At 67.7% G+C, this 25,436-nt stretch carries 18 protein-coding genes; 9 read left to right on the top strand and 9 right to left on the bottom strand.

Going from position 1 to position 25,436, the window contains the following annotated elements:
• Positions 1-89: 89 nt before the first annotated feature.
• From lysX to ACQHI0_RS28675, 3 genes are all read left to right on the top strand, one after another.
• Positions 90-3,395 carry a bifunctional lysylphosphatidylglycerol synthetase/lysine--tRNA ligase LysX gene (gene lysX / locus ACQHI0_RS28685; RefSeq protein WP_427904877.1) on the top strand — a complete coding sequence of 1,102 codons (3,306 nt, stop codon included), beginning with the start codon at positions 90-92 and terminating at the stop codon, positions 3,393-3,395.
• A 133-nt stretch (positions 3,396-3,528) separates the two neighbouring features.
• Positions 3,529-3,912 carry a hypothetical protein gene (locus ACQHI0_RS28680; protein WP_427904876.1) on the top strand — a complete coding sequence of 128 codons (384 nt, stop codon included), beginning with the start codon at positions 3,529-3,531 and terminating at the stop codon, positions 3,910-3,912.
• Between the two features lie 169 nt (positions 3,913-4,081).
• A complete protein-coding gene (locus ACQHI0_RS28675; protein ID WP_427904875.1) occupies positions 4,082-4,702 on the top strand; it encodes a histidine phosphatase family protein in 621 nt (206 codons plus the stop codon).
• Positions 4,703-4,765: 63 nt separating this feature from the next.
• On the opposite strand, the gene ACQHI0_RS28670 is transcribed toward ACQHI0_RS28675, so the two are convergent.
• The 8 genes from ACQHI0_RS28670 to gltB all read right to left on the bottom strand — a co-directional run bounded on the left by ACQHI0_RS28670 (position 4,766) and on the right by gltB (position 15,601).
• A complete protein-coding gene (locus ACQHI0_RS28670) occupies positions 4,766-5,665 on the bottom strand; it encodes a cutinase family protein (RefSeq protein WP_427904874.1) in 900 nt (299 codons plus the stop codon).
• A gap of 211 nt (positions 5,666-5,876) precedes the next feature.
• Positions 5,877-6,248, bottom strand: coding sequence for a hypothetical protein (locus tag ACQHI0_RS28665; protein WP_427904873.1), 372 nt, complete (start codon positions 6,246-6,248; stop codon positions 5,877-5,879).
• A gap of 10 nt (positions 6,249-6,258) precedes the next feature.
• Entirely contained in the window at positions 6,259-6,720 is a 462-nt protein-coding gene (locus tag ACQHI0_RS28660) for a roadblock/LC7 domain-containing protein (protein WP_427904872.1), read from the bottom strand.
• Entirely contained in the window at positions 6,717-7,667 is a 951-nt protein-coding gene (locus ACQHI0_RS28655) for a hypothetical protein (protein ID WP_427904871.1), read from the bottom strand. Before ACQHI0_RS28655 ends, ACQHI0_RS28660 begins: the two co-directional genes overlap by 4 nt.
• On the bottom strand, positions 7,664-8,011 hold the full coding sequence (locus tag ACQHI0_RS28650; protein WP_427904870.1) for a hypothetical protein: 348 nt from the start codon (positions 8,009-8,011) through the stop codon (positions 7,664-7,666). Before ACQHI0_RS28650 ends, ACQHI0_RS28655 begins: the two co-directional genes overlap by 4 nt.
• Before the next feature lie 510 nt (positions 8,012-8,521).
• Complete coding sequence (locus ACQHI0_RS28645) at positions 8,522-9,148, bottom strand: tetratricopeptide repeat protein (protein WP_427904869.1); 627 nt, start codon at positions 9,146-9,148, stop codon at positions 8,522-8,524.
• A gap of 256 nt (positions 9,149-9,404) precedes the next feature.
• Positions 9,405-10,877 carry a glutamate synthase subunit beta gene (locus ACQHI0_RS28640; RefSeq protein WP_427904868.1) on the bottom strand — a complete coding sequence of 491 codons (1,473 nt, stop codon included), beginning with the start codon at positions 10,875-10,877 and terminating at the stop codon, positions 9,405-9,407.
• Between the two features lie 56 nt (positions 10,878-10,933).
• Positions 10,934-15,601, bottom strand: coding sequence for a glutamate synthase large subunit (gene gltB / locus ACQHI0_RS28635; RefSeq protein ID WP_427904867.1), 4,668 nt, complete (start codon positions 15,599-15,601; stop codon positions 10,934-10,936).
• Between the two features lie 928 nt (positions 15,602-16,529).
• Between gltB and ACQHI0_RS28630 the strand changes: the two genes are divergently transcribed.
• Positions 16,530-18,320: a DUF4407 domain-containing protein gene (locus ACQHI0_RS28630; protein ID WP_427904866.1), complete on the top strand. Its 1,791-nt coding sequence runs from the start codon at positions 16,530-16,532 to the stop codon at positions 18,318-18,320.
• A gap of 70 nt (positions 18,321-18,390) precedes the next feature.
• Here the strand turns inward: ACQHI0_RS28630 and ACQHI0_RS28625 are convergent, their stop codons facing one another.
• A complete protein-coding gene (locus tag ACQHI0_RS28625; RefSeq protein ID WP_427904865.1) occupies positions 18,391-19,902 on the bottom strand; it encodes an MFS transporter in 1,512 nt (503 codons plus the stop codon).
• A gap of 80 nt (positions 19,903-19,982) precedes the next feature.
• Here ACQHI0_RS28625 and ACQHI0_RS28620 point away from each other — a divergent pair, with 80 nt between their 5' ends.
• The 5 genes from ACQHI0_RS28620 (at position 19,983) to ACQHI0_RS28600 (ending at position 25,433) form a co-directional block, all read left to right on the top strand.
• Positions 19,983-20,528 carry a TetR/AcrR family transcriptional regulator gene (locus ACQHI0_RS28620; RefSeq protein ID WP_427904864.1) on the top strand — a complete coding sequence of 182 codons (546 nt, stop codon included), beginning with the start codon at positions 19,983-19,985 and terminating at the stop codon, positions 20,526-20,528.
• 205 nt (positions 20,529-20,733) lie between these two features.
• On the top strand, positions 20,734-22,323 hold the full coding sequence (locus tag ACQHI0_RS28615) for an adenylate/guanylate cyclase domain-containing protein (RefSeq protein WP_427904863.1): 1,590 nt from the start codon (positions 20,734-20,736) through the stop codon (positions 22,321-22,323).
• A gap of 211 nt (positions 22,324-22,534) precedes the next feature.
• A complete protein-coding gene (locus tag ACQHI0_RS28610; RefSeq protein ID WP_427904862.1) occupies positions 22,535-23,419 on the top strand; it encodes a hypothetical protein in 885 nt (294 codons plus the stop codon).
• On the top strand, positions 23,416-24,441 hold the full coding sequence (locus tag ACQHI0_RS28605) for a DUF4129 domain-containing protein (RefSeq protein ID WP_427904861.1): 1,026 nt from the start codon (positions 23,416-23,418) through the stop codon (positions 24,439-24,441). The genes ACQHI0_RS28610 and ACQHI0_RS28605 overlap by 4 nt, the downstream gene beginning before the upstream one ends.
• Positions 24,438-25,433, top strand: a complete 996-nt coding sequence (locus tag ACQHI0_RS28600; RefSeq protein ID WP_427904860.1) for an AAA family ATPase — start codon at positions 24,438-24,440, stop codon at positions 25,431-25,433. Before ACQHI0_RS28605 ends, ACQHI0_RS28600 begins: the two co-directional genes overlap by 4 nt.
• The last annotated feature ends 3 nt before the right edge of the window (positions 25,434-25,436 follow it).

Below are 25,436 nucleotides of genomic sequence, written 5' to 3'. Positions count from 1 at the left end.
GAAACCGGTCGCAACCGGCCCCGGCCGGTGACGAACACGCCGCAGCGACTCCCACCCGGATCGGGCCCGGATGGACGCACACTGGATCGGTGACTTCCACGCAGGCCGAGCAGCACCCCATCGTCGAGGACCGCACGCCGGTGCCTCATCGCGCGCACGGCAAGTTGTCCGAGGTACCGCACATCGCCGGATTGATGCTCGGCGGGTTCGCGGTGCTGTTGTTCTTGTGGAGTCTCTCGCCCAGTCTCCGGATTCTCACGCAGGTGCCACGGCATTATGTCGACACCTACTACTTCGACGCCCCCGACACCAGCCTCGTGTGGGCCTTGGTCGTCGGCCTGCTCGCCGGGGCGACCGCGGCCCGCAAGCGGATCGCCTGGTGGCTGCTGGTCGTGTATCTGCTGCTGTACGCGGTGGCGAACATCCTGGACTTCTTCGCCGATGACGATGTGGACGCGCTGGTCGCCTTCATCGTGCACGTGGTGGTGATCGGGATACTGCTTGCCGCGCGCAAGGAGTTCTACACCCGGGTTCGGCCAGGGGCGCTGTGGAAGGCGCTGGGTGTACTGGTGTCCGGGCTCGCCCTCGGCTGCCTGGTCGGCTGGGGGCTCGTCGAACTGTTCCCCGGTTCGCTGCCCGCGGGCGTGCAGCGTCCGCTGTGGTCGGTGTATCGGGTCACCGCGGCCGTGCTGGTGAACAACGAGCATTTCGACGGGCACCCGCGAGCCTGGGTGAACTTCCTGCTCGGCCTGTTCGGCGCGCTCGCGCTGCTGGCAGCGGTGGTGGTGCTGCTGCGCTCGCAACGCGCCGACAACGCGATGACCGGCCTCGACGAATCCGCCATCCGCGGGCTGCTGGCGAGCAGCGACGTGGAGGACTCGCTCGGCTACTTCGCGACCCGCCGCGACAAGGCGGTGGTGTTCGCGCCGAACGGCAAGGCCGCCATCACCTATCGGGTCGAGTTGGGTGTGTGCCTGGCCAGTGGCGATCCGATCGGCCCGAAACAGGGCTGGCCGCAGGCGATTCAGGCCTGGCTCGAGCAGGCCGACCGGTTCGGCTGGCAGCCCGCGGTGATGGGTGCGAGCGAACTCGGCGCCACCGCCTATCGCCAGGCGGGTCTGTCGGCGCTGCGACTCGGTGACGAGGCCATCCTCGACACCCGCACGTTCTCGCTGGCAGGCCCGGAGATGAAACAGGTGCGCCAGGCCGCGAACCGGCTGCGCAAGAACGGTCTCGGCGTGCGGGTGCGCAGGCACCACGACATCCCCGCCGCCGAGTTCGCCGAGATCGTCGCCCGCGCGGACGCCTGGCGCGACACCGAGACCGAGCGCGGTTTCTCGATGGCGCTCGGCCGCCTCGGCGACCCGCTCGACGGTGACTGTCTGCTGGTCGAGGCCATCGATCACGACGACCGCGTGCACGCCATGCTCTCGCTCGTCCCGTGGGGCCGCACCGGAGTCTCACTGGAATTGATGCGCCGCGACCCGCGGAGCCCGAACGGCGTGATGGAGCTGATGATCTCGCAGCTCGCCCTCACCTCGGACCAGTACGGCATCACCAAGGTGTCGCTGAACTTCGCGGTGTTCCGTTCGGTGTTCGAGGAGGGCGGCCGGATCGGCGCCGGACCGATCCTGCGGGCCTGGCGCGGTGTGCTGCTTTTCTTCTCGCGCTGGTGGCAGCTCGAGGCGCTGTACCGGTCGAATGTGAAGTACCACCCGCGCTGGGTGCCACGGTTCTTCCTGTTCGAGGAACGCAGGCAGCTGCCACGGGTCGCCACGGCGAGCGGGCTCGCCGAAGGGTTCCTGCCGCGCCTCGGCAAGGCCCCCGACGCGGCCGTCCACACCGGCACCGAGACCGCCGTCCCCGCCACGATCACCGGCCTGCACCCCGACGGCAGCGCGCCGGACGCGCCGGAGGGCACCGACGCCGAGCAGGGTCCGCGCAGGCCGGAGCAGGTGCGGGTGCGCCTGGACAAACTCGACCGGCTCACCGCGGCGGGCATCGACGCCTACCCCGTCGCCTACCCACCGACCCACGACATCGCCGAGGCCAGACGCTGCCCCAAGGGCACCACGGTGCGAATCGCGGGTCGGCTCTTGCGCATTCGCGATTACGGCGGCGTGATCTTCGTGCTGGTGCGCGATTGGTCCGGCGAGATCCAGCTGCTGATCGACCGCGAACGGGTCGGCGCCGATCGCAGCAACGAGTTCACCGAATTCTTCGACCTCGGCGATCTCATCGAGGTGAGCGGGCAGCTCGGCACCAGCCGCAACGGTGAGCTCTCGCTGCTCGCGCAGGACTGGCGGATGAACGGCAAGTGCCTGCATCCGCTGCCCGACAAGTGGCGTGGGCTGGCCGATCAGGAGGCCAAGGTCCGGCAGCGCTATGTGGACATGGCGATCAACCCCGAGACCCGCGAGGTGATGGCCAAGCGCAGCGCGGTACTGCATTCGCTGCGCGATTCGCTGCACGCCTGGGGCTTTTTCGAGGTGGAGACGCCGATCCTGCAGCAGGTACACGGCGGCGCCAACGCGACCCCGTTCCGTACCCACATCAACGCCTACGACCTCGACCTGTACCTGCGCATCGCGCCCGAGCTGTACCTGAAACGGCTGTGCGTGGGTGGCATGGAGAAGGTGTTCGAGCTCGGCCGGACCTTCCGCAACGAAGGTGTCGACTTCAGCCACAATCCCGAGTTCACGATCCTGGAAGCCTATGAGGCGCACAGCGATTACCTGCAGATGATGCACCTGTGCCGTCGGCTGATCCAGCACGCGGCGATGGCGGCCAACGGCGCCGAGGTGGCACTGCGACCCACCGCGAACGGCTTCGAGACGGTCGACATCTCCGGCGAGTGGCGGGTGAAAACCGTGCACGGCGCGGTCTCGGAAGCGATCGGCACCGAGATCACCGCGCGCACCGAGCTGGACCGGCTGCGCGAACTGTGCGACGAGGCGGGCGTGGCCTACCAACACGGTTGGGACGCAGGGCAAGTGGTGCTGGAAATGTATGAGCACCTGGTGGAAGCACAGACCACCTACCCCACCTTCTACCTCGACTTCCCCACCTCGGTCTCCCCCCTCACCCGCTCGCACCGCAGCATCGAGGGGGTGGCCGAACGCTGGGACCTGGTGGCCTGGGGCGTCGAATTGGGTACCGCCTACAGCGAACTCACCGATCCGGTGGAACAGCGGCGCCGACTCACCGAACAGTCGATGCTCGCGGCGGGCGGCGATCCGGAGGCGATGGAACTCGACGAGGACTTCCTGGCCGCGCTCGAACACGCGATGCCGCCCACCGGCGGGCTCGGCATGGGCGTGGATCGGGTGGTCATGTTGATCACCGGACGCAGCATCCGCGAGACGCTGCCGTTCCCGTTGGTGAAACCGCGATGAAAACGGGTACAGGTGTAAACGGGTCGCGACGCGTTCGCGATCAACTACTGCTCTGTGTGGCGAAACCACCGTTACTCTCGGAGTTCCGGCACCGGGAGGATGCCGGGCCACCAACACATCGGGATGGGACTTTATGTATCTGGACTTGCTGACCACGGCCGCTCTCGTCGATCCGCACTTGTTCACCAGCAGCTTCGACACCCTGGCGAGTTCGGACGCTGTCAACACCGTGACCGAACTCGCGGCGAAGAAGAAAAAGAAGAACAACTCCGGCTTGATCATCGGCGGCATCTGCTGCCTGATCGTCGTGGTGCTGATCGTGGGCGGGATCTACCTGCTCAAGAACAAGAAGAAGAACGACCAGCCGCCGTACAACGGTGGGCAGCCGCCGTTCAACGGTCCGCAGGGTGGGCAGCCGCCGTACGGCCCGCAGGGTGGGCAGCCGCCGTACGGCCCGCAGGGTGGGCAGCCGCCGTACGGCCCGCAGGGTGGACAGCCGCCCTACGGCCAGCCCTGACCTGAGCGGAGGACTCGCGGCGATACCCGGTCGATGACGAGGCATCCCGCGAGTCCTCGAACGAACATCTGTTCGCCGAGGGGCCTTTCGCGACCGGGTGTGGACGTTTCGGCTACGAGGAGATCGACCCCGAGCCGTAGTCGCCGGCGGATAGGGCAGAGTGTTGGACGTGCAGTTGATACTCGTGCGTCACGCCCAGCCCGAACGCGTTGTCGGCGACACCACCGCCGCCGACCCCGGCCTCACCGACATCGGCCGGAGCCAAGCCGACCGCGTCCCCGCCGCGCTCGCGCCCCACGACATCACCCGCATCGTCAGCAGCCCCCAGCGCCGCGCCCGCGACACCGCGCTCCCCACCGCGACCGCCCGCGACCTACCGATCGACATCGTCGACGACCTCGCCGAATACGACCGCGACCTGCCCGCCTACATCCCCATCGAGGATGCGAAAACCGATTTCGCCGAGGCCTACGCCCGCATCAAAGCAGGCCACCTCCCGCTCGAAATCGACGGCCCCGCCTTCACTCAGCGAGTACTGACCGCCATCGAAAACCTCGTGGCCACAACAGCTCCCACCGACACAGTCGTCGCCTTCGCCCACGGCGGCGTCATCAACGTCCTCCTAGCGGACATCCTCGGCCTTTCCCGTCCCCTCACCTTCCCGATCGACTACTGCTCGATCACCCGCATCCTCTACTCCCGCACCGGCACCCGCACGGCCGCCACCATCAACGAGAACGCCCACGTCTGGACCCTGTTGCCCCGGGCTCTGTCCCGGACCACGCCCTGAACCGGCCCGGACACAAAGGAACCCGGCACCGCCGAAGCGATACCGGGCCCTTCACACAGCTACTCAGGCCTGCTGAGCGATCCAGTTGTGCATCCAGGTGATGGCCGTCTGCCCGCCACCCACCGAGTAACTCCCGTACAGCGTGTGCGCCTGCGACCGGTAGAACTGCTCCAGGTCCTTGGCCCGCTTCTGGTTGGCCGCGTCCGTCAGCTGCGCCCCCAGCGTCGGGATCCCACCGAACGACATCAGGTCGTTCACAATCGCGCCTGCCTCGAGCTGGTAGCGCCAGAGATTGGCCGGATTCGCATCCGAGCTCTGCGCGAGGAAGCCCGCGAACCGCGTCACGAAGTCGTCGGTGGCGGTAGCGCAGTACAGATCGTCGACAGCGCAGATCGTGCGCGTGCGGTCGCTCAACCAACCGAACCCGCCCGGACGGGCACCACCGGCACCCGCGCCAGGCGCATACGGCCCGACCTGGATATCGGTCGGCGAACGGCGCGGATCGGAGATGAGGCCGACGGCGGCGACCCGGTCCTGCGGGATCGGGCTGATGCCGGTGCCGATCTCGGCCGCGAGATCGCCTGCGGCGTCGGCACCCTGGCTGTAGCCGACGAGCGCGGCCTTGGTGTTACCGCAGGAGGCCAGCTTTTCGCTGATCAGTCCGCGGGCGGCGTCGACCGCCTGCTTCTTGGAATTGCCGTAGACATCGCCCTCCCAGGGGAACGCGGTGGCGGCATAGGTGACGTAGTCGACGTCGGTGTTGCTCGGTAGGCCCCTGGTGACACCGGCGAGCATGCCGGGGCCAGGGGTCTTCTCGTGGCCGGTTTCCCAGGTGCCGGGAATGGCGACCACATACAGACTCGGGCAGGCGGGCGCCGCGCTGGCGCTCGAGCTGCCGACAACAATTCCGGACATCATCGCCGCGGACGCTCCCAGAGCCGCGACAACCTTCTTCAACTGCATACCGCTCCAGTTCACCCTTGCTCGTCGTTAGGAGAGCAACCCCGAATACTGACGTTGTGGCCCCAGACCTCGCCGCGAATCACAATAGGCGTCCGAGCCGTCCCGTGCCACATGACCTCTCGATCCGGTGACTGGTCGCACAGCATCCGCGCACTGGAGAGCTGGGATGTCGGCGGCGCGTCACCGCCGACACACCCCCCGTTCGCGAAACTCACACCTCCAGGTCTTCTTCGATGCCCTTGAGCTTGTGCCGCGCCAGCGCCAGATTGGCCCGGCCGCGATCGAGCGCCAGGTACAGGAACAGCCCCTTGGACTTGCGGCCCGTCATCGGGCGGATCAGGTGATACTGCGAGCCCAGTGTGATCAGGATGTCCTCGATCTCCTCGTTGAGGCCGAGCTGCTCGATGGTGCGCATCTTCGCCCGCACCACCTCGGTGTTGCCCGCCGCGGCGACCTGCAGGTCCAGTGCTTTGGTGCTGCTGAGCATCCCGAGCGCCATGCCACTGCTGTAGTCGACGATCGCGGCGCCGACCGCGCCGTCGATCACCATCATGTCCTTGAGAGCCAGATCCATATTCGACATGTTGTGCCTTTCAATCGTTGTGCGCCGCCGCCAGCTGTTCGGCGATGGCACGAGCTACCGGTCGCGACTCCAGGTGGAGCCGACCGACATTCACTTCGGGTCCCGCGAGCACGGTCAGCGAGGTGTAACCGGCGGCGTAGATCACCACCTGCCCCTCGGTGCCGTGCACGACGACCTCGCTGAACCCGCCGCCGTGCGCGGTGTTCGCCAGTCGATACGACAACGACAACTGCGCGGCCGACAGCGCGGCCATGCCCGCGGGTTCGATCTGTGGGGGGAGGTCGTGTTCGATGAGCAGTCCGTCGCTGGACGCCACGAGCGAGCCGATGAGCTGAGGTAGTCGCTCGCGCAACGCCTTCAGCTCGGCCAGCACCTCCGGATAGTGTTGCGCCGCCCTCGGTTCGGGCGCGGTCATCGCCGGCTTGGTCAACCTTCCCCTCCATTCACCGAGCAGCTTCTTCCGCACGGTCACGCAAGCTCCTCCAACGCCGCCCTGAGCCGGATGAGTGTTTCGCGGTCCACCTGTTGCCAGCGGTCGGGTTCGTAGGCGCTGGCGTGGGTTCCGCGGTAGTGGGCGGTCGCGGTCGCTTCCTCGTCGATCGCGTGCCTGCCCGGTTGTTCGCCCGATCCCCGGCGATGGGAACCGGCCGGTCCCGCGTTACCGGACGGGATCCGTCGCGGTAGCGCGGGCACGTGTGTGGGGGTCTCGCCTTGCGGTTCCGGTGCGAGCGCGAGATGTCGACCGGCACGCTGCGCGGGTTCTGCCGCGATGACGGGTTCCGCCGCGATGACGGGTTCCGGCGGCTCCAGCAAGCCTGCCGCGGTGAGCTCGCACACGGCGACGAGGCAGCCGTAGGTGGTGCGGCCCAGGTCGCGGGCGATGTCGGCGATGCTGCGGCGGGTGTCGGCGGCGGCGAGGATCTCGGCCTGACTTCCGGTGAGTACCACCTGGTTTCGCTTGATGCGGCGCGCGGGCACCACCGGGACCGTGGTGACGAGGTCGGCCGACCACGGTCCGTGCTCGTTGCCGGTGCGGCGTTCGCATTCGTGAACAAGCGCGCGAGGGGCGATGTGGCAGACCGGGGCCAGCCAATGTTCGGGCGCGGGGCGGAATTCCGGCTCACCCGGCGGGGAGGTCAGCAAAAAGTAGGCAGCGTCGAAAACCGACAGCAGTGCGAGGGTTTCCAGTTGCGGTTGATCCAGCAGCTCACCCGGGTCGCCCGCGCCCGCGCGACGCCAATCCTCCGCCGTTGCTACACCCGCTTCGACCACCAGCCGGTCGAGTCCGATGGTGCGCCGGCAGCCGACCGACGCGATAGTGCCTCGGACCAAGTGGAATTCACCGTCACCGGCGCGCAATACGCCGGTCGAGCCCTCTTCGCCGAGCCGATGCAAGGTATCGGCGAGCGCGGCACTCATCTGCCCCCGCCCGTCAATTCTGCCAATGCCGACCGGAGTTGGTAGCGCGCCATCCCGAGATTGCCTGTCCCGCTGTCGAAGACGACGTGCACGAACAGCCGGCCGTCGAAATCGCCGTCGACCAGTTGTAGGAGGTGAAATCCGCTGGTCCGGCACACCACGATCTCGGTGAGGTCGTCGTCGGCGCTCCCCAGCGCCTGGCATCGGAGTGCCGCCCGCACCACATCCGTGGTCCCCGCCGCGTCCTCGTGCTCGTCGATGCCCTTGTGCTCGCCCGCACTGGCGACAGCCAAGCCGCTCGCCCCGTCCACCAGCGTCACACTGCGCGCCCCGGGGATATCCATGATGCGTTTCAAACACCCATCAAGAGAATTCACCGCGCCCCCGAACCGCTATCGACTATCGAACGAAAAGAGACGCTATACCTCCCCGCTATTCTTCGCATCTCGAACGCCGGAAAATTGCTGCCGCACAATATGTTTGCTGATGGTTGCTGGAAAACCACTCGGTATCACTACTTTTGGGTAACTTCGACGCTCGTTCGCTACGTCCCGCTATAACCGGTGATCACTCGCCTGTTTCACCCGCCAGCGATCTTCGCGCGAATATCGAATCCACCTACTTCGCAGACCTCGCAGTGTGTTTGGAGCGCTGGCGCGCTCGAGCGGGGCCCCTGGTGGCCCCGATCTTCCCTCCCTCCGGGTACTCCTTCGTCGCACCCTCCGGTCAGTCCAGATCGGGGCGGGCCCCTTTGGGTAGAGACATCCCAGGGATACCCGGCCCAGGCTGTGTGCACGGGTGGCGACATGCGTCTTTCCGGGGAACGTGGCCCGCAGAGAGGTTCGGCGGGTCGGTCAGCCGGCGGCGCGGCGGTACCAGGTTTCCGCTTCGCGGTGGGCGCCTAGGGATTCCAGGAGGGCGGCCAGGTTTGCCATGGCACGCGGGTGGCCGAGGTCGGCGGCGCGGCGGAAGCAGCGGCGGGCCTCGGTGGTGGCGCCGCGGCGGCGCAGCAGGATGCCCAGGTTGTTGACGGCGTCGATGTCGCCGTGGTCGGCGGCCTCGCCGTACCAGGCCTCGGCGTCGTCGAGGCGGTGATGATCCTCGAAGAGGCGGGCGAGGTTGTACATCGCGTCGACGTGGCCTGCCATCGCGGCGTGGTGGTACCAGGTTTCGGCGTCGCGGCGGTCACCGCACTGGTAGAGCATGGTGGCCAGATTGAACATGGCGTTGGCATTGCCCGCGGCGGCCGCACGGCGGTACCAGGATTCGGCCTCGTCGAGTTCACCGAACTGATCGAGCAGCACAGCCAGGTTGTTCATCGAGCGCGTATGCCCCGCGGCGGCGGCGCGCCGGAACCAGTGCTCGGCGGCCTCGAAATCGCTGTGGTCATGGTAGAAGTGGGCGAGATTGTGCATGGCGGTACCGTCACCACGCTCTGCGGCGCGGCGCAGGTTCGCCAACGCTTCCGGCGGCAACGGCACAGCTCCCCCTCGGATCTTCCCGTACACCTCGACACGGAAAGTCTATGTGCTGCACCGTAGATCGGCCACGTCGTTTGCCGACCTACCGAACCCCTTGCACCCCTTCCCCGTTCACCCCCTACGCACATTCCCCGCAAACCCGCAGGTATCCGGCAACGCGTACGGATCCGCCACCGTAACCACCTCGTGTGGGGGGAATGACAAAAAAGAACGCCCGCAGGCTCGAAAGCCTGCGGGCGTCTTGGTGCTTCAGCGGTCAGCGCTGGGCGACAGCCGTCGGGGGGATCGGCGCGGGGAGCGCGGTCTCGCCCTCGAGGTACTTGTCGACGGCCGACGCGGCGGCGCGGCCCTCGGCGATGGCCCAGACGATGAGCGACTGGCCGCGACCCATGTCACCGGCGACGAAGACGCCGGGGATGTTGGTGGCCCAGCTCTTGTCGCGCTGGACGTTGCCGCGACCGTCGTAGCCGACGCCGAGATCGGTGAGCAGACCCGGCTTCTGGGGGCCGACGAAGCCCATGGCCAGCAGGACCAGGTCGGCTTCGAGGGTGAAGTCGGTGCCTTCGACCTTTTCGAAGCGCCCGTTGGCCATCTTGACCTCGTGCGCGTCGAGACCGGTGACCTTGCCGTCCTTGCCGACGAAACGCTCGGTGTTCACCGAGAACAGACGTTCGCCGCCCTCTTCGTGTGCCGAGGCGACCCGGTACATCAGGGGGTAGGTCGGCCACGGGGTCGAGCCCGCGCGCTCCTCGGGGGGACGCGGCATGATCTCGAACTGGTGGACCGACTCGGCGCCGTGGCGGTGCGAGGTACCGAGGCAGTCGGCGCCGGTGTCGCCACCGCCGATGATGATGACCTTCTTGCCCTTGGCGTGGATCGGCGGCAGGCCGTCGGAGTCGGCGATGTCGTCACCGAGCTGCACCCGGTTGGACAGCGGCAGGAACTCCATCGCCTGGTGGATGCCGTCGAGCTCGCGGCCGGGGATCGGCAGGTCGCGGGCGATGGTGGCGCCACCGGCGAGCACGATCGCGTCGAAACGCTCACGCAGCTGCTCGGCGGTGATGTCGACACCCACGTTGACGCCAGCCTTGAAAATGGTGCCTTCGGCTTCCATCTGGGCCAGACGACGGTCGATGACCGACTTCTCCATCTTGAATTCCGGGATGCCGTAGCGCATCAGGCCGCCGATGCGGTCGTCACGCTCGAACACGGTCACGGTGTGACCGGCGCGAGTCAGCTGCTGGGCGGCGGCCAGACCGGCCGGACCCGAGCCGACGACGGCGATCTTCTTGCCGGTGAGACGGGTCGGGTACACCGGGGTGACCCAGCCCTCGTCGAAGGCGTTCTCGATGAGCTCGACCTCGACCTGCTTGATCGTGACCGGCTCCTGGTTGATGCCGAGCACGCAGGACGCCTCACACGGAGCCGGGCACAGGCGGCCGGTGAACTCCGGGAAGTTGTTGGTGGCGTGCAGGCGGTCGATGCCTTCGCGCCACGCGCCCTTGTAGACCAGGTCGTTCCATTCGGGAATCAGGTTCCCGAGCGGACAGCCCTGGTGGCAGAAGGGAATTCCGCAGTCCATGCAGCGGCTGGCCTGGGTCTTCAAGGTGTCCTGGGAGAACTTCTTCTCCTCGTAGACCTCTTTCCAGTCGAGCAGACGCAGCTCGACCGGGCGACGGGCCGGGGTTTCCCTCGAGGTGTGCTTCAAAAATCCCTGTGGGTCAGCCACGTGCCGCCCCCGAAGAATCACTGTGCGGTGTCGACATCATCTTTAGAACTCCTTGACTAACCACGAGCCGCCTCCATGATCGCGGTATCGACATCCTTGCCGGCCTTTTCGGCCTCGGAGATCGCGAGTAGAACCTTCTTGTATTCGCGGGGCATGACCTTCACGAAGTGGTTCACCTGCTGGGACCAATCGCTCAGGATGCGTTCGGCCACAGCCGATCCCGTTTCGTCACGGTGGGTGGCGATGATGTCGCGCAGCCAGGTGAAGTCGTCACCGGAGAGCTGCTCGATCGCGTCGACCTGATCCGGGTTGACCCGGCCGGGCAGCTTGCCCTCGGGGTCGTAGAAGTAGGCGACACCGCCCGACATTCCGGCACCGAGGTTGCGGCCGGTCTCACCGAGGATGACCACGCGGCCACCGGTCATGTACTCGAGCGCGTGGTCGCCCACACCCTCGACGACCGCGGTGGCACCGGAGTTGCGCACACCGAAGCGCTCGCCCGCGACACCGTTGATCAGGATGCGACCGCTGGTGGCGCCGAACATGATCACGTTGCCCGCGATGATGTTGTCTTCGGCGACAAAGGCTTCCGGCGCGGTAGCCGACGGGCGGACCACGATGTGGCCACCCGACAGACCCTTGCCGACGTAGTCGTTGGCGTCGCCGAAGACCCGCAGCGTGATGCCGGCCGGGACGAACGCGCCGAAGCTGTTGCCCGCCGAACCGGTGAAGGTGATGTCGATGGTGTCGTCGGGCAGGCCCGCGCCACCGTAGAGCTTGGTCACCTCGTGGCCGAGCATGGTGCCGACCGTGCGGTTCACGTTGGTGATCTTGGTGTCGATCTTCACCGCCTGGCCACGCTCGAGCGCGGGGGCGCTCTGCGCGATCAGCTCGTTGTCCAGCGCCTTGTCCAGACCGTGGTCCTGGGTGCCGGTGCAGCGGGTGTTCTGGTTCATGAACGCCGTCTCCGGCATGTCCAGAATCGGCGACAGGTCCAGCTTGGCGGCCTTGAAGTGCTGCTTGGCCTTGGCGGTGTCGAGCAGGTCGACCCGGCCGACGGCCTCGTCGAGGGTGCGGAAGCCCAGCTCGGCGAGCAGCTCACGCACCTCCTCGGCGATGAACATCATGAAGTTCTCGACGAATTCCGGCTTGCCGGTGAAGCGCTCGCGCAGAACGGGGTTCTGGGTGGCGATGCCGACCGGGCAGGTGTCGAGGTGACACACGCGCATCATGACGCAACCCGAGACCACCAGGGGCGCGGTCGCGAAACCGAACTCCTCTGCGCCGAGCAGGGCGGCGATCATCACGTCGCGACCGGTCTTCATCTGACCGTCGACCTGGACCACGATGCGGTCACGCAGACCGTTGAGCAGCAGCGTCTGCTGGGTCTCGGCCAGGCCGAGCTCCCAGGGACCACCGGCGTGCTTGAGCGAGGTCAACGGCGAAGCGCCGGTGCCGCCGTCGTGGCCGGAGATGAGCACCACGTCGGCGTGTGCCTTGGACACACCGGTGGCGACGGTGCCGACACCCGGCTCCGCGACAAGTTTCACGTGAATCCGAGCCTGCGGGTTCGCGTTCTTCAGGTCGTGGATCAGCTGCGCCAGATCCTCGATCGAGTAGATGTCGTGGTGCGGCGGCGGGGAAATGAGACCCACACCCGGCGTGGAGTGCCGCACCTCGGCGACCCACGGGTACACCTTGTGCGCGGGCAGCTGGCCGCCCTCGCCCGGCTTGGCGCCCTGGGCCATCTTGATCTGGATGTCGGTGGCGTTGGTCAGGTAGTGCGCGGTGACGCCGAAGCGGCCCGACGCGACCTGCTTGATCGCCGACCGGCGCCAGTCGCCGTTGTCCTCGACCTCGAAGCGAGCGGGGCTCTCGCCGCCCTCACCGGAGTTGGAGCGGGCACCGATGCGGTTCATCGCGATCGCGAGGGTCTCGTGCGCTTCGGCGGAGATGGAGCCGTAGCTCATCGCACCGGTCGAGAAACGCTTCACGATCTCGCTGGCGGGCTCGACCTCGTCGATGGAGATCGAGGCGCGCTGGTTCGACTTGAACTTGAACAGGCCACGCAGCGCGGCAAGGCGCTCGGACTGATCGTCGACCAGCTTGGTGTACTCCTTGAAGATCGAGTACTGGCCGGTGCGGGTCGCGTGCTGCAGCTTGAACACCGTGTCCGGGTTGAACAGGTGGTACTCGCCCTCACGACGCCACTGGTACTCGCCGCCGACCTCGAGCTCGCGGTGCGCGCGCTCGTTGCGGTTCTCCAGGAACGCGACGCGGTGGCGCACGGCCACCTCTTCGGCGATCTCGTCGAGGCCGATGCCGCCCAGCGGGGAGCGCAGGCCGGTGAAGTACTCGTCGACCAGGTCCTGACCGAGGCCGATGACCTGGTACAGCTGGGCGCCGTTGTAGGAGGCGAGGGTGGAGATGCCCATCTTCGACATCACCTTGAGCACGCCGTTGCTGCCCGCGGTGCAGTAGTTCGCGACGGCCTTGCGGAAGTCGGCGGTGTGGTCGCCGGTCGAGCCGGGCATCTGCAGCGAGCCGCGCTCGAGCATGTCCTCGATGGTCTCGAAGGCCATGTACGGGTTGATCGCGGCGGCGCCGAAACCGATCAGCAGGGCCATGTGGTGCACCTCGCGGGCGTCACCGGCCTCAACGACCAGGCCGACCATGGTGCGGGTCCGCTCGCGCACCAGGTGGTGGTGCACCGAGGAGGTGAGCAGCAGCGACGGGATCGGCGCCAGCTTCTCGTTCGACTCGCGGTCCGAGAGCACGATGATGCGCGCGCCACCGTCGATGGCGGCCGAGACCTGGGTGTTGATGGCCGCGAGTGCCTTGCGCAGACCCTCGCCGCCCTCGGCGACCGGGTACAGACCACGCACGACCACCGAGCGCAGGCCCGGCTGGCTGCCGTCGTCGTTGATGTGGACGAGCTTGCCCAGCTCGTCGTTGTCCAGGATCGGCTGTTCGAGCGCGATCTGGCGACAGGAGTCGGGGCCGGGGTGCAGCAGGTCGGCCTCGGGGCCGATGTTGCGCTTGAGGCTGGTGACGACCTTCTCGCGGATGGCGTCGAGCGGCGGGTTGGTGACCTGCGCGAACAGCTGCGAGAAGTAGTCGAACAGCAGACGCGACCGGTTCGACAGCACCGCGATCGGCGTATCGGTACCCATCGAGCCCAGTGCCTCGCCGCCGGTCTTGGCCATCGGCGTGATCAGCAGGTTCAGGTCCTCGGTGGTGTAACCGAAGATCTGCTGACGGATCAGCACGCGGTCGTGCGACATGTGCACGTGCGGGCGGTCGGGCAGGTCGGCCATGCGGCTGACGCCCTCGTCGAGCCACTGCTGGTACGGCTGCGCCGCGGCCAGCTCCGACTTGACCTCTTCGTCGGTGACGATGCGGCCCTGCTCGGTGTCGACCAGGAACATCTTGCCCGGCTGCAGGCGGATCTTCTGGACCACGGTGGCGGGGTCGATGTCGAGCACGCCGACCTCGGAGGCCAGCACGACGAGACCGTCCTCGGTGACCCAGATGCGACCGGGGCGCAGACCGTTGCGGTCGAGCACGGCGCCGATCTTGGTGCCGTCGGAGAAGCACACCGCCGCCGGGCCGTCCCACGGCTCCATCAGCATCGAGTGGTACTCGTAGAACGCGCGCCGCTCGGGGTCGAGGTTCTCGTTACGCTCCCACGCCTCGGGGATCATCATCATGATGGCGTGGTGCAGTTCGCGACCGCCGAGGTGCAGCAGTTCGAGCACCTCGTCGAAGCGCGCGGTGTCGGAGGCGCCGGGGGTGCAGACCGGGAAGATCTTCTGCAGCCGGTCCTTGCCCGCCTCGTCCTTGCCGAACACGTCGCTGCGCAGCAGCGCCTCACGGGCGCGCATCCAGTTCTCGTTACCGGTGACGGTGTTGATCTCACCGTTGTGGGCCACCCGGCGGAACGGGTGCGCCAGCGGCCACGAGGGGAAGGTGTTGGTGGAGAAGCGCGAGTGCACGATGCCGATGGCCGACTCGACGCGCTCGTCCTGCAGGTCCAGGTAGAACGCACGCAGCTGGGGCGTGGTGAACATGCCCTTGTAGATGAAGGTCTGGCCGGACAGGCTCGGGAAGTACACCGATTCCTTGCCGACGGTGCCCTCACCGGGGCCGGACTTGCCGAGCTCGTGCTCGATCCGCTTGCGGATCACGTAGGCGCGGCGCTCCAGGTCCATGCCCGACAGCTCCTCGTCGGAGTTCTTCGGCGAACCGATGAAGATCTGCCGGAACGTCGGCATGGCGTCGCGGGCCAGCGCGCCGAGCGAGGACTCGTCGATCGGCACCTCGCGCCAGCCGAGCACGGCCAGGCCCTCTTCGGTGACGATCTTCTCGACGCCGTAGGCGGCACGCGCGGCTTCGCGACGGGCCTGCGGCAGGAAGGCGATACCGGAGGCGTAGGAGCCCTCCGGCGGCAACTCGAAGGGAGCGGCACTTTCGGCGATGATCGCGCGGAAGAACTTGTCCGGGAGCTGGATCAGGACGCCCGCGCCGTCGCCGGAGTTCGGCTCGGCACCCGCAGCACCGCGGTGCTCCAGGTTCAGGAGGGCCGTGATGGCCTTGTCGACGATGTCTCGACTGCGTCGTCCATGCATGTCGGCTACGAACGCGACGCCGCAAGCGTCGTGCTCGAAAGCCGGATCGTAGAGCCCGGTGACTCCGGGTGACCTGTGGCCAGGAAGTTGCGTCATGCCTCTGCCTTCAAGAAAGTCGGCTGTCGATGTCGGCCACCCAGCAAGCTGAGCGTGGGCCCTTCGTCGTTTCGCCTCCGTCAAGACTGCGTCCGTACGATCCGAAACCAGCGACGGTGGTGGTTTGCGGCGTTGACGTAGTTGGGGTGCTCAGAGGTAACGGGATGCTTACTTCTCCCTTACCTCTGCGCGGGGTTTCACCCGCTACTCTTGGCCCGGTTTCACCGGACCTCGAACAGGTGGTTGGCCGAACATGGGTGCGTTCGGCGTAAGAGCAAACGATAAGTCAGACCGCAGACCCAACCAACTAAGGTTGTGCTAAGTAACCCGTCTAGCTGGGGTTTGTAACGGCCGCTTGCATCGTCGCGCGCGTCGTCCAGTGTAAAGCAGACCGGGGACCGGATCGATCCCGGACAACCCACGTCTACCTGCGTGAACACTGTCGACGAACAGACTCCGATGAGCCATCGGCACGGGGCCGAAAGCTGAACTCACCTGCACCGCAGCAGATTTCCCTGAGATTGCCCTGGTCAAACCTCCCGCCTCCGCTAACCGGGGGTGTGGGCGGTGAGATATTCCCGACACGGGTCCCCACGAGCACGCCAGTCAGCCGACCGTACGGTCTGTATAGCGTTATGTGTGCCACAGCACATCGCTGGCTAACTTCTGGCAGTGTTGTTCGACACAAATCGGGCATCGATGGCGATGCGGCCCGGCTCGCCGCGCACGACACGCCGAGGTCGGCCCGGAAATATCGCCGCCCACGCGATACCTGGTCACCTGGATTGTGAGGCTGACCACAAGCACCACCTCGGCACTCGGTGTGTCGGCGCCGGGCCTGTCACGCTGGCACAACGAATCAATGCCAGTTTCGCCCTACCTACCAGTTTCGCCATGCCCAGTGGAGCGCACGACCCGGGGAGAATTCATGACCGGCTTACTCACCTGGCTCGGCGGAGGCCTCGCCTCGCCTCGGCGCCGGGATCCCGAAACGGGTGCCGACCTGGCTCTCAGCCATGAACAGGGCCGCTATCTCGTCACCGGTGCCGCGGTATCGCTGTTCGCGGTGATCGCCGGTCTGGTGTGTCTGTCCGCCCTGCTTGCCGCCGATGTCGGTGGGTTCGGCGCGGCGCTGTTCGCGCTGGTCATCGTGGGGGCCGCAGGGGCACTCGGGCGAGCCCTGGCCACCGCTCGTCCCGGTGCCGACGACGATCGGTTCGGCATCGCGGCCCGGATCGGGGTCGGCGTGCTGGCGGGGGTCTTCGTCGCCGAACTCGCCGCCACCGTGCTGCTCGGCGGGACCGTCGACCGGGAGCTGGATGTGCGGGCCCAGGTGAGCGCCGAGAACGCCCCCGCGGTGGTGGCCGCGCGCACCTCGTTCGATCTGGCGACCGCCGACCGCGGCGCGCTCGACCTGAGCATCGCCAAGTCGCAGGCCGATATCGACCGGGCACTGGTGATCGCCCGGTGCGAGTACAACCCCACTCCCGAATGCCCGCAGACCAGGATCACCGGGGTACCGGGACGCGGTCCGGAAACCCAGACCGCCAACGACATGCTCGACGACGCCCGCAAGCAGCTCGCCACCGCGCAGGGCCGCATCGAGGGCCTCGACCAGCGGGTTCGCACCGAGTCGGCCGCGTTGGCCGCCGCCAGGATCACCGCTGTCGCCGAGGGCGACCGTGGACTCGGTGCCCGCTGGCTGGCCATGAACAGCTACACCGGCTCGCACGCGGGTGGCGCCGCGCTGCGCTTGCTCATTCTTCTCGCCGGGGTCGCGTTGGCCCTGCTGCCGCTGTTGCTGCGCTGGTGGCGCGGGGAAACCTCGCTCGACCGCCGGGTCGACGCCGCCGACATGGCCGACCGCGCCCAGCGCGAAGCCGACGCCGCCATCGCCGTGAAACGCGCCGAGGTCCGCACCGAGACGGCCGCGTTGCGCGCCGAACACGAGCTCACCGCCGCGCAACTGGCCATCGAAGCCGATACCGTGATCGACCGAGAACGTCAGCGCACCAGGATCATCGCCGCGATCGGCGGTTTCGAGCTCGGTTTCGCCGAGCCGCATCGAAAGGACGACTCCGTGTCTCTGGAGCCGAACGTGACATCGCAGCTGCCCGCCGGATACGCCAAGCACGCGCTGCCCGCCGGAACCGCCGGGAACCTCGTCCCCGCCACCCAGCAGCCGCCAGCGCCCGCACCCACCAGTGGTGGCGGTTTGGAATTGCCGATCATCGGAACGGTGCCGTTTACCGACACCGCCGCCCGCTGGATCCGCCCGCTGGTCCCCGCCTTCGTCGCCAACGCCTTCGACTCGGCCACCCATCCGATGCGTACCGCGCGACAGGCGTTCGAGGAGGTCGAAGAGGTGACCTTCACGCTGCGGCGCACCCGCAAGGTCACCGTCGACACTCAGGATTCCGCGGCGCAGCAGCAGGTTCCGGCGGGATATCAGGTGCAGGGTCAGCCCGCGCAGGGGTTCCTGCCGCCCGGCGCCTACCCGCAGCAGCCGTACGCGCAGCAGATCGCGTCGAATGTGGTCGATGCGCCATCGAGTCGGTTCCACCCGGATCCGCGTCAGTATCAGTCGGCGCCGAACTACACCGCGTTGCCCGCGGGGCAGGGGAATGGTCTGCCGGACGCGGAGGGGTATGGGGAGATTGCGGGCGGTAATGCGAATGAGCTGCCGGGTAGTCGTCGGCAGTTGCCGCCTGCTCGGTAGTGACTGCGACGGGTAGACCGGGGTCACCCGACCGGGGCTGTGTTGCCCCGGTCGGGTGTGCCGAGGCCGGTCAGCTCGGCGTTGTCTTCGCGCGCAGGGCGCTGTATGCGGCGAACAACAGGACCGCGACGATGCCCACCACTGTCAGGTGGATGCCGCTGACGAACGCTTGGTTCGCCGACGACAGGAACTCCTCGGCCACTGCGGTGGGTAGATCACCAGCCACCTCGACGGCGCCGCTCAGTGAGCCCGAGGCGGTTGCCACCATGTCCTCGGGCAGCAAGGACAGATCCAGCCCGCGCCGGAAGATCGCCATCACCGTGCTGCCGAGCAACGCGACACCTAGCGCGAGACCCGTCTCGTAAGCGGTTTCCGAGATCGCCGCGGCCGCACCGGCACGCTCCGCCGGTGCCGATCCGACGACCAGATCGGCGGCCACCGTCATCGCCACGCCCGCGCCGAGCCCGATGCCGACGAAACCGAGCACGAACGCATCGGCCCCGCGCACAGCGTCGACGGCGAGGAAGGCCGCCGTGCCGATGGCCGTGACCACCAGCGCACCGGCCAGGACCACCGCCGCGCGCCAGCGCCGCACGAGAAAGGCCGCCGCCAGCGAGCCGAACACGCTCGCCACGAGCCCGGGCAGCATCAACAGACCCGCCTCCAACGGTGAGCGCCCGAGCACCAGCTGCAGATACTGCGATCCGAAGAACAGCACGCCTGCCAGGGCGAACACCGCGAGCAGGTTGGTGAACACCGCCACCCGGAACCTCGGCAACTCGAACAGCCGCAGATCGAGCATCGGATCGGTCAGGCGACGCTGCCTGCGCACGAACAGCACAGCCGAGACCACACCGACCAGGCCGATGAGCAGCGCGCCCACCGTCGGGCCGTGTGCCGCGGTCTCCTTCACCGCGTAGACCACCGGGACCAGCGCGAGCATGGACAGCAGCGCGCTGAGCGCGTCGAATCGGCCCGGGTTCGGGTCACGTGATTCGGGGATGAGCAGCGGCGCGAGCGCCAGCAGCACCAGCATGACCGGCAGGTTCACCAAAAACACCGAGCCCCACCAGAAGTGCTCGAGCAGCCAGCCGCCGACCAGCGGACCGGCCGCGGCGCCACCGCCGGCCATCGCGCTCCACACGCCGATCGCGATGGTGCGCTGACGCGCGTCCTGGAACATCGAGCGGATCAGCCCCAGCGTGGCCGGCATCAGCGTGGCACCGGCGACGCCCTGCAACACGCGCGCCGCGATCAGCATCTCCGGCGAGACCGCCCACGCGGCCATGGCCGAGGCGACGCCGAAGCCGACGGCGCCGATCAGCAGCAGCCTGCGCCTGCCGATCCGGTCGCCGAGATTGCCCATCACGACCAGCAGACCGGCGAGCACGAACGAGTACACGTCGATGATCCAGAGCAGTTGTGGCGTGCTCGGCGCGAGGTCGGCGCTGATCGCGGGCACGGCCAGGTCGAGCACGGTCGCGTCGACGGCGAGCAGCAGCAGGGCAAGGGCGAGGACGCCGAGTCCGGCCCATTCACGCGGGGTGGCGCGCGGTGGGGTCAGCACGGTGGGGGTGTTCATCGGTTTCTCGACTTTCGGGTTGGTAAACCGTCCAGACGGTACAGTAACAGAGAAACCGTCCAGACGGTACAGTGATCGGCGTGAGCCCCGGCACCCGCGACCGCATCCTCGACGCCCTGGAAACCCTGCTGCTCGAACGCGGCACCGCCCAGATGACCCTCGACAATGTCGCCGCGGCGGCGGGCGTGTCCAAGGGTGGGCTGCTCTATCACTTCAAAAGCAAAGACGCGCTGCTCGTCGGACTGGTGCAGCGGCTCGGCGACCGCGCTCGCGACCAGCTCGACGAGGCAAGCGCGAGCGGAACGTCGATCGCCGAGTGGTACCTGCAGACACCCGACCCGACCGCGCCGGAAGACGCCGTCGAACTCGCCCTCTACCGCTCACTGCTGGCGACCATGCGCACCATCGACGCCTCGGCGGGCAACGAACCCGATGAGGTGCAGCGCGCGCTCGACGCTGTGATGGCGGCCTGGTCGGAGAACCTCGACACCGAGGTGGCCGACCCAGTCCGCGCCGACACCATCCGCCTGGTCGGCGACGGGGTATATCTGCGCGCCCTGCTCGGCCTGCCGCAGCTCGAACCCGCCCGCTACCGCGCCGTCGTCGATCGGTTGCTGCAACGCTGACGCCGCGAGCGCACCCGAGACGACTCGCCATCTCAGCACTGAGTGGACACTTGTACACCGAATACGAATGTGGACACCGCCACGGCCCACCGACCGGTGGATGGTCACAAAAACCAGTACGACCTGTTGGTATAGCCACCCGACTCGCACAGTGACCTGCGCAACTCTATGGCCGATTCGGGATCCTCCGGTTTACAGTTCGGTGGTGATCAACCGCGAGGGACCGGCACGCGCGGCGAGATCAGCGCCGTGGGGCTCGCCGCTGCTCGGACCAGTCGACGAGAAGTCGACGGTCCGGCGCGTTCGGGTGCAGTTGTTGCTCACCGTTCCGCTGCTCATCGCCAATCTGATCGGCATCGCGATGGTGGTGGTGCTGGCAGGCTTCGTGCTGCCGGGACCGACGGTGTTCACCCGGCAATTACTGCTGGTGAACAGCGTTTTCACGCCATTGTGCGCGGGGCTCGCGCTGGCGGGCGGCGCCGTGTGGGGCACGGTGGCCGGGGTGCGGTCGATGCGCTGGGCCACCGATCCCGAACACGTGCCGACGCCGGCCGAACAGCAGGTGACGGTGTCGGCGCCGCGCTGGATGGTGCTGCAGCAGGCCATCCTGTGGACGCTGACATTGACCGTGCTCACCGTGGTCTACGGCGTGCTGGAGCCCGCGCTGATCCCCAAGGTCTTCCTCGCGATCGGCGCGGCCGCGATCGTCGTGTGCGCCAACAGCTATCTGATCATCGAATTCGCGCTGCGCCCGGTGACCGCGCGCGTGCTGGCGGCCGACCCACACCGCCGCCGCGGCATCGGCGTGTTCGGCCGGACCATGCTGTCGTGGTTCGTCGGCGTCGGGGTGCCGGTAGCGCTGACGATGACGGTGGCGGTGTGGGCGCTGGCCGATCCGGCGGTGAGCAAGGCCAGGCTGGCGGTGTGCATGCTCAGCCTCGGCGGCTCGGCCCTGCTGTTCGGGTTGATCCTGATGGCCCAGGTCGTCGCGGCGACGGTGGCACCGATCAAAGGTGTGCGGCAGGCGCTGCGCCGCGTCGAGAACGGTGACCTCGACGCCGAGATCGCCCTCTACGACGGCACCGAGCTGGGCGAACTCCAGAGCGGGTTCAACCGGATGGTGCTCGGGCTGCGCGAGCGGGCGATGATCGAGGACCTGTTCGGCAAGCATGTCGGTCACGACGTGGCGATGGCGGCGATCGCCTCCCAGCCGGTGCTCGGTGGCACCGAGACCGAGGCGGCGGCGCTGTTCATCGACATCATCGGGTCGACCACGATGGCGGCCACGCTGCCCGCGCCCGAGATCGTCGGGATCCTGAACCGGTTCTTCGACATTGTCGTCGATGAGGTGGAGCGCCACGGTGGGCTGCTGAACAAGTTCGAGGGGGATGCGGCGCTGGCGGTGTTCGGAACGCCTGCTCCGCTCGATGATCTGGCTGGTTCGGCGCTGTCGTGTGGGCGGGCGATCCAGCGCAGGTTGCGGGATGCCTCCGACCTCGACGCGGGGATCGGGGTGGCGGCCGGGCGGGTGGTCGCGGGGAATGTGGGCACGCACAATCGGTACGAGTTCACGGTGATCGGTGATGCTGTGAACGAGGCTGCGCGACTCTGCGAGCTGTCCAAGCAGCACGACGAGCGGTTGCTCAGCTCGGCTACCACTCTTGCGGCTGCGGATGATTCGGAATCTGCGCATTGGGTGCTCGGGGAGACTGTCACGTTGCGTGGGCGGTTGAAGCCGACACAGGTCGCGTTGCCGAAGGTGTCCGAGGTAGTTGGGTCTGCCGAGGTTCGGTAGGGGACGACAACGGGTAAAACCGGGCCCGGGGGGCTGGACCTTGCTGTGTCTATTGGAGCGCTGACGCGCTCGAGTCGGGGCCCTTCGGGCCCCCGATCTTCCCTCCCTCCGGGTACTCCTTCGTCGCACCCTCCACTCAGTCCAGATCGGGGCGGGCACCTCCGGGTAAGACATACCAGGCGGGGCGGTCGGGATTGACTACACTCGGGCCGTGCGTCCTGCCGTTGATGCGGTCGGCGCCGTTGGGGCGGGAATCGATCCGGCGCTGGTACCTGCGCCGGTGACTGCGATGCCGCCTACGGTGCCGATCCGTCCCTTGCGTTTTCGCGAATTGCTCGATGAGCCGTTCGCCCTGATCCAGGCCCATATTCGGGCCTTCGCGGTGCTCGGCGGTAGTGCGCTGGTGATCGGTGTGCTCATTTCGCTCGGGGTGACCGGCCTGGTTTCCCATCTCACCGACGGATCCGACGCGGGCACGGCATTGGCCGCGATCCTGGCTACCGCGACGTGCGTCTGGGTGGTGCGCCTCGTGCTGCGCGGCGCCACCGTGGCCATCGCGCTCGCCGACTTCCACGGGGTTCGGTACGGCGTGCTCGACGGGTTGCGGGCCGTGGCAAGGCGGGCAGCGCCGCTGGTGGTCGCGCAGATCATGTTCACGCTCACCGGGATCGGAGTGCTGTTGCTCGGGAGCATCCTGGTGATCACCTATCCGCTTGCGCTGATCTGGCTCTCGCAGGTGCGGGCGCGGCGGTTCGTGACCGAGCCGGTGATCGTTGCCGAGCACGCGGGTTTCGGCGCGGGCGTCGCTCGTTCGAAGATGCTGATGGAGGGTGCGGTCTGGTCGACCGCGGGGCTGTGGCTCACTCAGCGATGCATCTTCGCGGTACTCGCGGTGCCCGCGTTCGGCATTCCGTTCTTTCTCTCCGACTTCTCCGGCACCCATCGCTGGGCCGTCATCACGATGCTCGTCGGCGGGTTCCTGCTGGTGGTGACGGTGAGTGAGATCGTCGAGGCGACCAGCCGCGCCCTCAATTACATCAGTCGGCGGTGTGTCCGCGAGGGCATGGACATCCGAATCCCCGGTGATCGCCGGTGACCGAATTCCCTGACGGCGTCCCACCGCGGCCCCGGCTCGGAGCCGCCGCCGAACACCGCGCCGCCGCCGAGAATGCCGCCGGCCGCCGCGATTACGACCGTGCGCTGCGCGAACGCTTCCGCGCGGTGCTGCGCGGACTCGAGCAGGACGGTAGCTTGCCGGTGCGCCGCTCGCGCACGGCGCAGGAGACCGCCGACGACGCGACCACCGCACTGCCGCTGGAACAATCCACCGAATTGCACCCGGCGGCACGGAGTTTCGACGAAGTCGTCTATGGCGGACGCACTGCCACCGAGGACGAGTACCGCCGACTCGAATACGCCGACCGGTATTCCGAATCCGCCCCACCACCCGTGCTCGACCCGGTCGAGATCGAGGTCGTCGAGCGGGAACCCAAGCAGCGCAGGTCACTTCCCCCACTGCCGGGATTCTTGCGGAGCCCGCGGTTCTGGGCAGCGCTCGCCGCCGGACTCGCCATCGCCCTGCTGCTCTACGCCACCATGCAGTCGTGCGGCGCCCCCACCGCGCCCGATACCCCCGACCTCCCCAACCCGCCGGACCCGCCCGAGAAACCACGCGACGACAGCGACCTCGATTTCGGTAGCGGTAAGGATTCGATCTTCACCCGCCTACCGGGCTGGCTGGCGTTCGGCGGCCTGCAATTCCTGCTCGCCTTCGTCGCGCTGATCTGGTGGCGGGCGCGCAGGCGTGGCGCGCTGGTCGGCGAGCCACGCCCGGTCGAAGTACCCGCGAACGAACTGCTCGCGGGCCAGGCGGGGTTGTATCGCCGCTCCGGCGACGTGGCCCACGTGGCGCGGATCTTGCGCGCCGCGACGCTGCGCCGGATCAAGCGGCGGCTGGGCGGCGAGCGGACCGACGATCAACTCGTCGACACCGTGGCGAGCCGGCTCGGCGTACCCACCCAGCAGATCGGCACTGTCCTGTTCGGTGACGTACCGGACGAGACCACCCTCAATTACGTTGCCGCACACCTCGAATGGATCGAGACGGAGCTCGGATGACAAACATTTCCAAGGACACCGTTCTGCGCGAGACACCGAGCGCGCAGGACGCCGCGGCGGCGCTGGCCGCGCTGCGCACCGAGATCGGCAAAGCGGTGGTCGGCAACGACCAGGCCGTGCTGTATCTGGTGCTGGCACTGTTGTGCCGCGGCCACGTGCTGCTGGAAGGTGTTCCCGGCGTGGCCAAGACGCTGCTGGTGCGCGCGCTGGCCACCTCGCTGGCACTCGAGCACGCGCGCGTGCAGTTCACCCCGGACCTGATGCCGGGCGATGTCACCGGATCGCAGATCTACGACCCGCATTCGGCCGAATTCACCTTCCGCAAGGGCCCGGTCTTCACCAACTTGCTGCTGGCCGACGAAATCAACCGCACCCCACCGAAAACCCAGTCCTCACTGCTGGAATCGATGGAGGAGCGCCAGGTTTCGGTAGACGGGCAGCCGCGTCCACTGCCCGAACCGTTCGTGGTGGTCGCCACCCAGAACCCGATCGAGCAGGAGGGCACCTATCCGCTGCCCGAGGCCCAGCTCGACCGGTTCCTGTTCAAGGTCGACATCCGGCTGCCCGACCGCGACGACGAGTTCCGCATCCTGCAGCGGCACGCGGGCGGCTTCGACCCCCGCGATCTCGGCGCCGCGGGCCTGCGCCCGGTCGCGGGCCCCGAGCACATCGCGGCCGCGCGCGCCGCGGTGGGCGAGGTGGCGGTGAGCCCGGAGGTGCTGGCCTACATCGTCGACCTGTGCCGCGCCACCCGCTCCTCCCCCGCCGTCGCGCACGGCGCGTCCACTCGCGGTGCGACCGCGCTGCTGGCCGCCGCCCGCGCCTTCGCCTGGCTCAACGGCCGCCCGTACGTAACGCCGGACGACGTGAAAACTGTGGCGATGGCGGTACTTCGGCATCGCCTGCAGTTGCGGCCGGAGGCCGAGCTGGACGGGGTGAGCACCGAGGGCGTGCTCTCGTCCTTGCTGGTCTCGGTGCCGGTTCCGGTCTAGCGA

The organism is Nocardia sp. FBN12 (assembly GCF_050320175.1).
Classification (GTDB): Bacteria; Actinomycetota; Actinomycetes; order Mycobacteriales; family Mycobacteriaceae; genus Nocardia.
Note: the sequence above shows the minus strand (reverse complement) of the source record. Positions and strands in the feature narration are given on the sequence as shown.

Excerpts from the sequence above, each read along its gene's own strand:
- ACQHI0_RS28600 (WP_427904860.1), top strand. The coding sequence starts at position 24,438 with ATGACAAACATTTCCAAGGACACCGTTCTGCGCGAGACACCGAGCGCG.
- ACQHI0_RS28665 (WP_427904873.1), bottom strand. The coding sequence starts at position 6,248 with ATGTCGAATATGGATCTGGCTCTCAAGGACATGATGGTGATCGACGGC.
- ACQHI0_RS28625 (WP_427904865.1), bottom strand. The coding sequence starts at position 19,902 with ATGAACACCCCCACCGTGCTGACCCCACCGCGCGCCACCCCGCGTGAA.
- ACQHI0_RS28650 (WP_427904870.1), bottom strand. The coding sequence starts at position 8,011 with ATGGATATCCCCGGGGCGCGCAGTGTGACGCTGGTGGACGGGGCGAGC.
- ACQHI0_RS28670 (WP_427904874.1), bottom strand. The coding sequence starts at position 5,665 with ATGCAGTTGAAGAAGGTTGTCGCGGCTCTGGGAGCGTCCGCGGCGATG.
- ACQHI0_RS28655 (WP_427904871.1), bottom strand. The coding sequence starts at position 7,667 with ATGAGTGCCGCGCTCGCCGATACCTTGCATCGGCTCGGCGAAGAGGGC.
- gltB (WP_427904867.1), bottom strand. The coding sequence starts at position 15,601 with ATGACGCAACTTCCTGGCCACAGGTCACCCGGAGTCACCGGGCTCTAC.
- ACQHI0_RS28630 (WP_427904866.1), top strand. The coding sequence starts at position 16,530 with ATGACCGGCTTACTCACCTGGCTCGGCGGAGGCCTCGCCTCGCCTCGG.
- ACQHI0_RS28680 (WP_427904876.1), top strand. The coding sequence starts at position 3,529 with ATGTATCTGGACTTGCTGACCACGGCCGCTCTCGTCGATCCGCACTTG.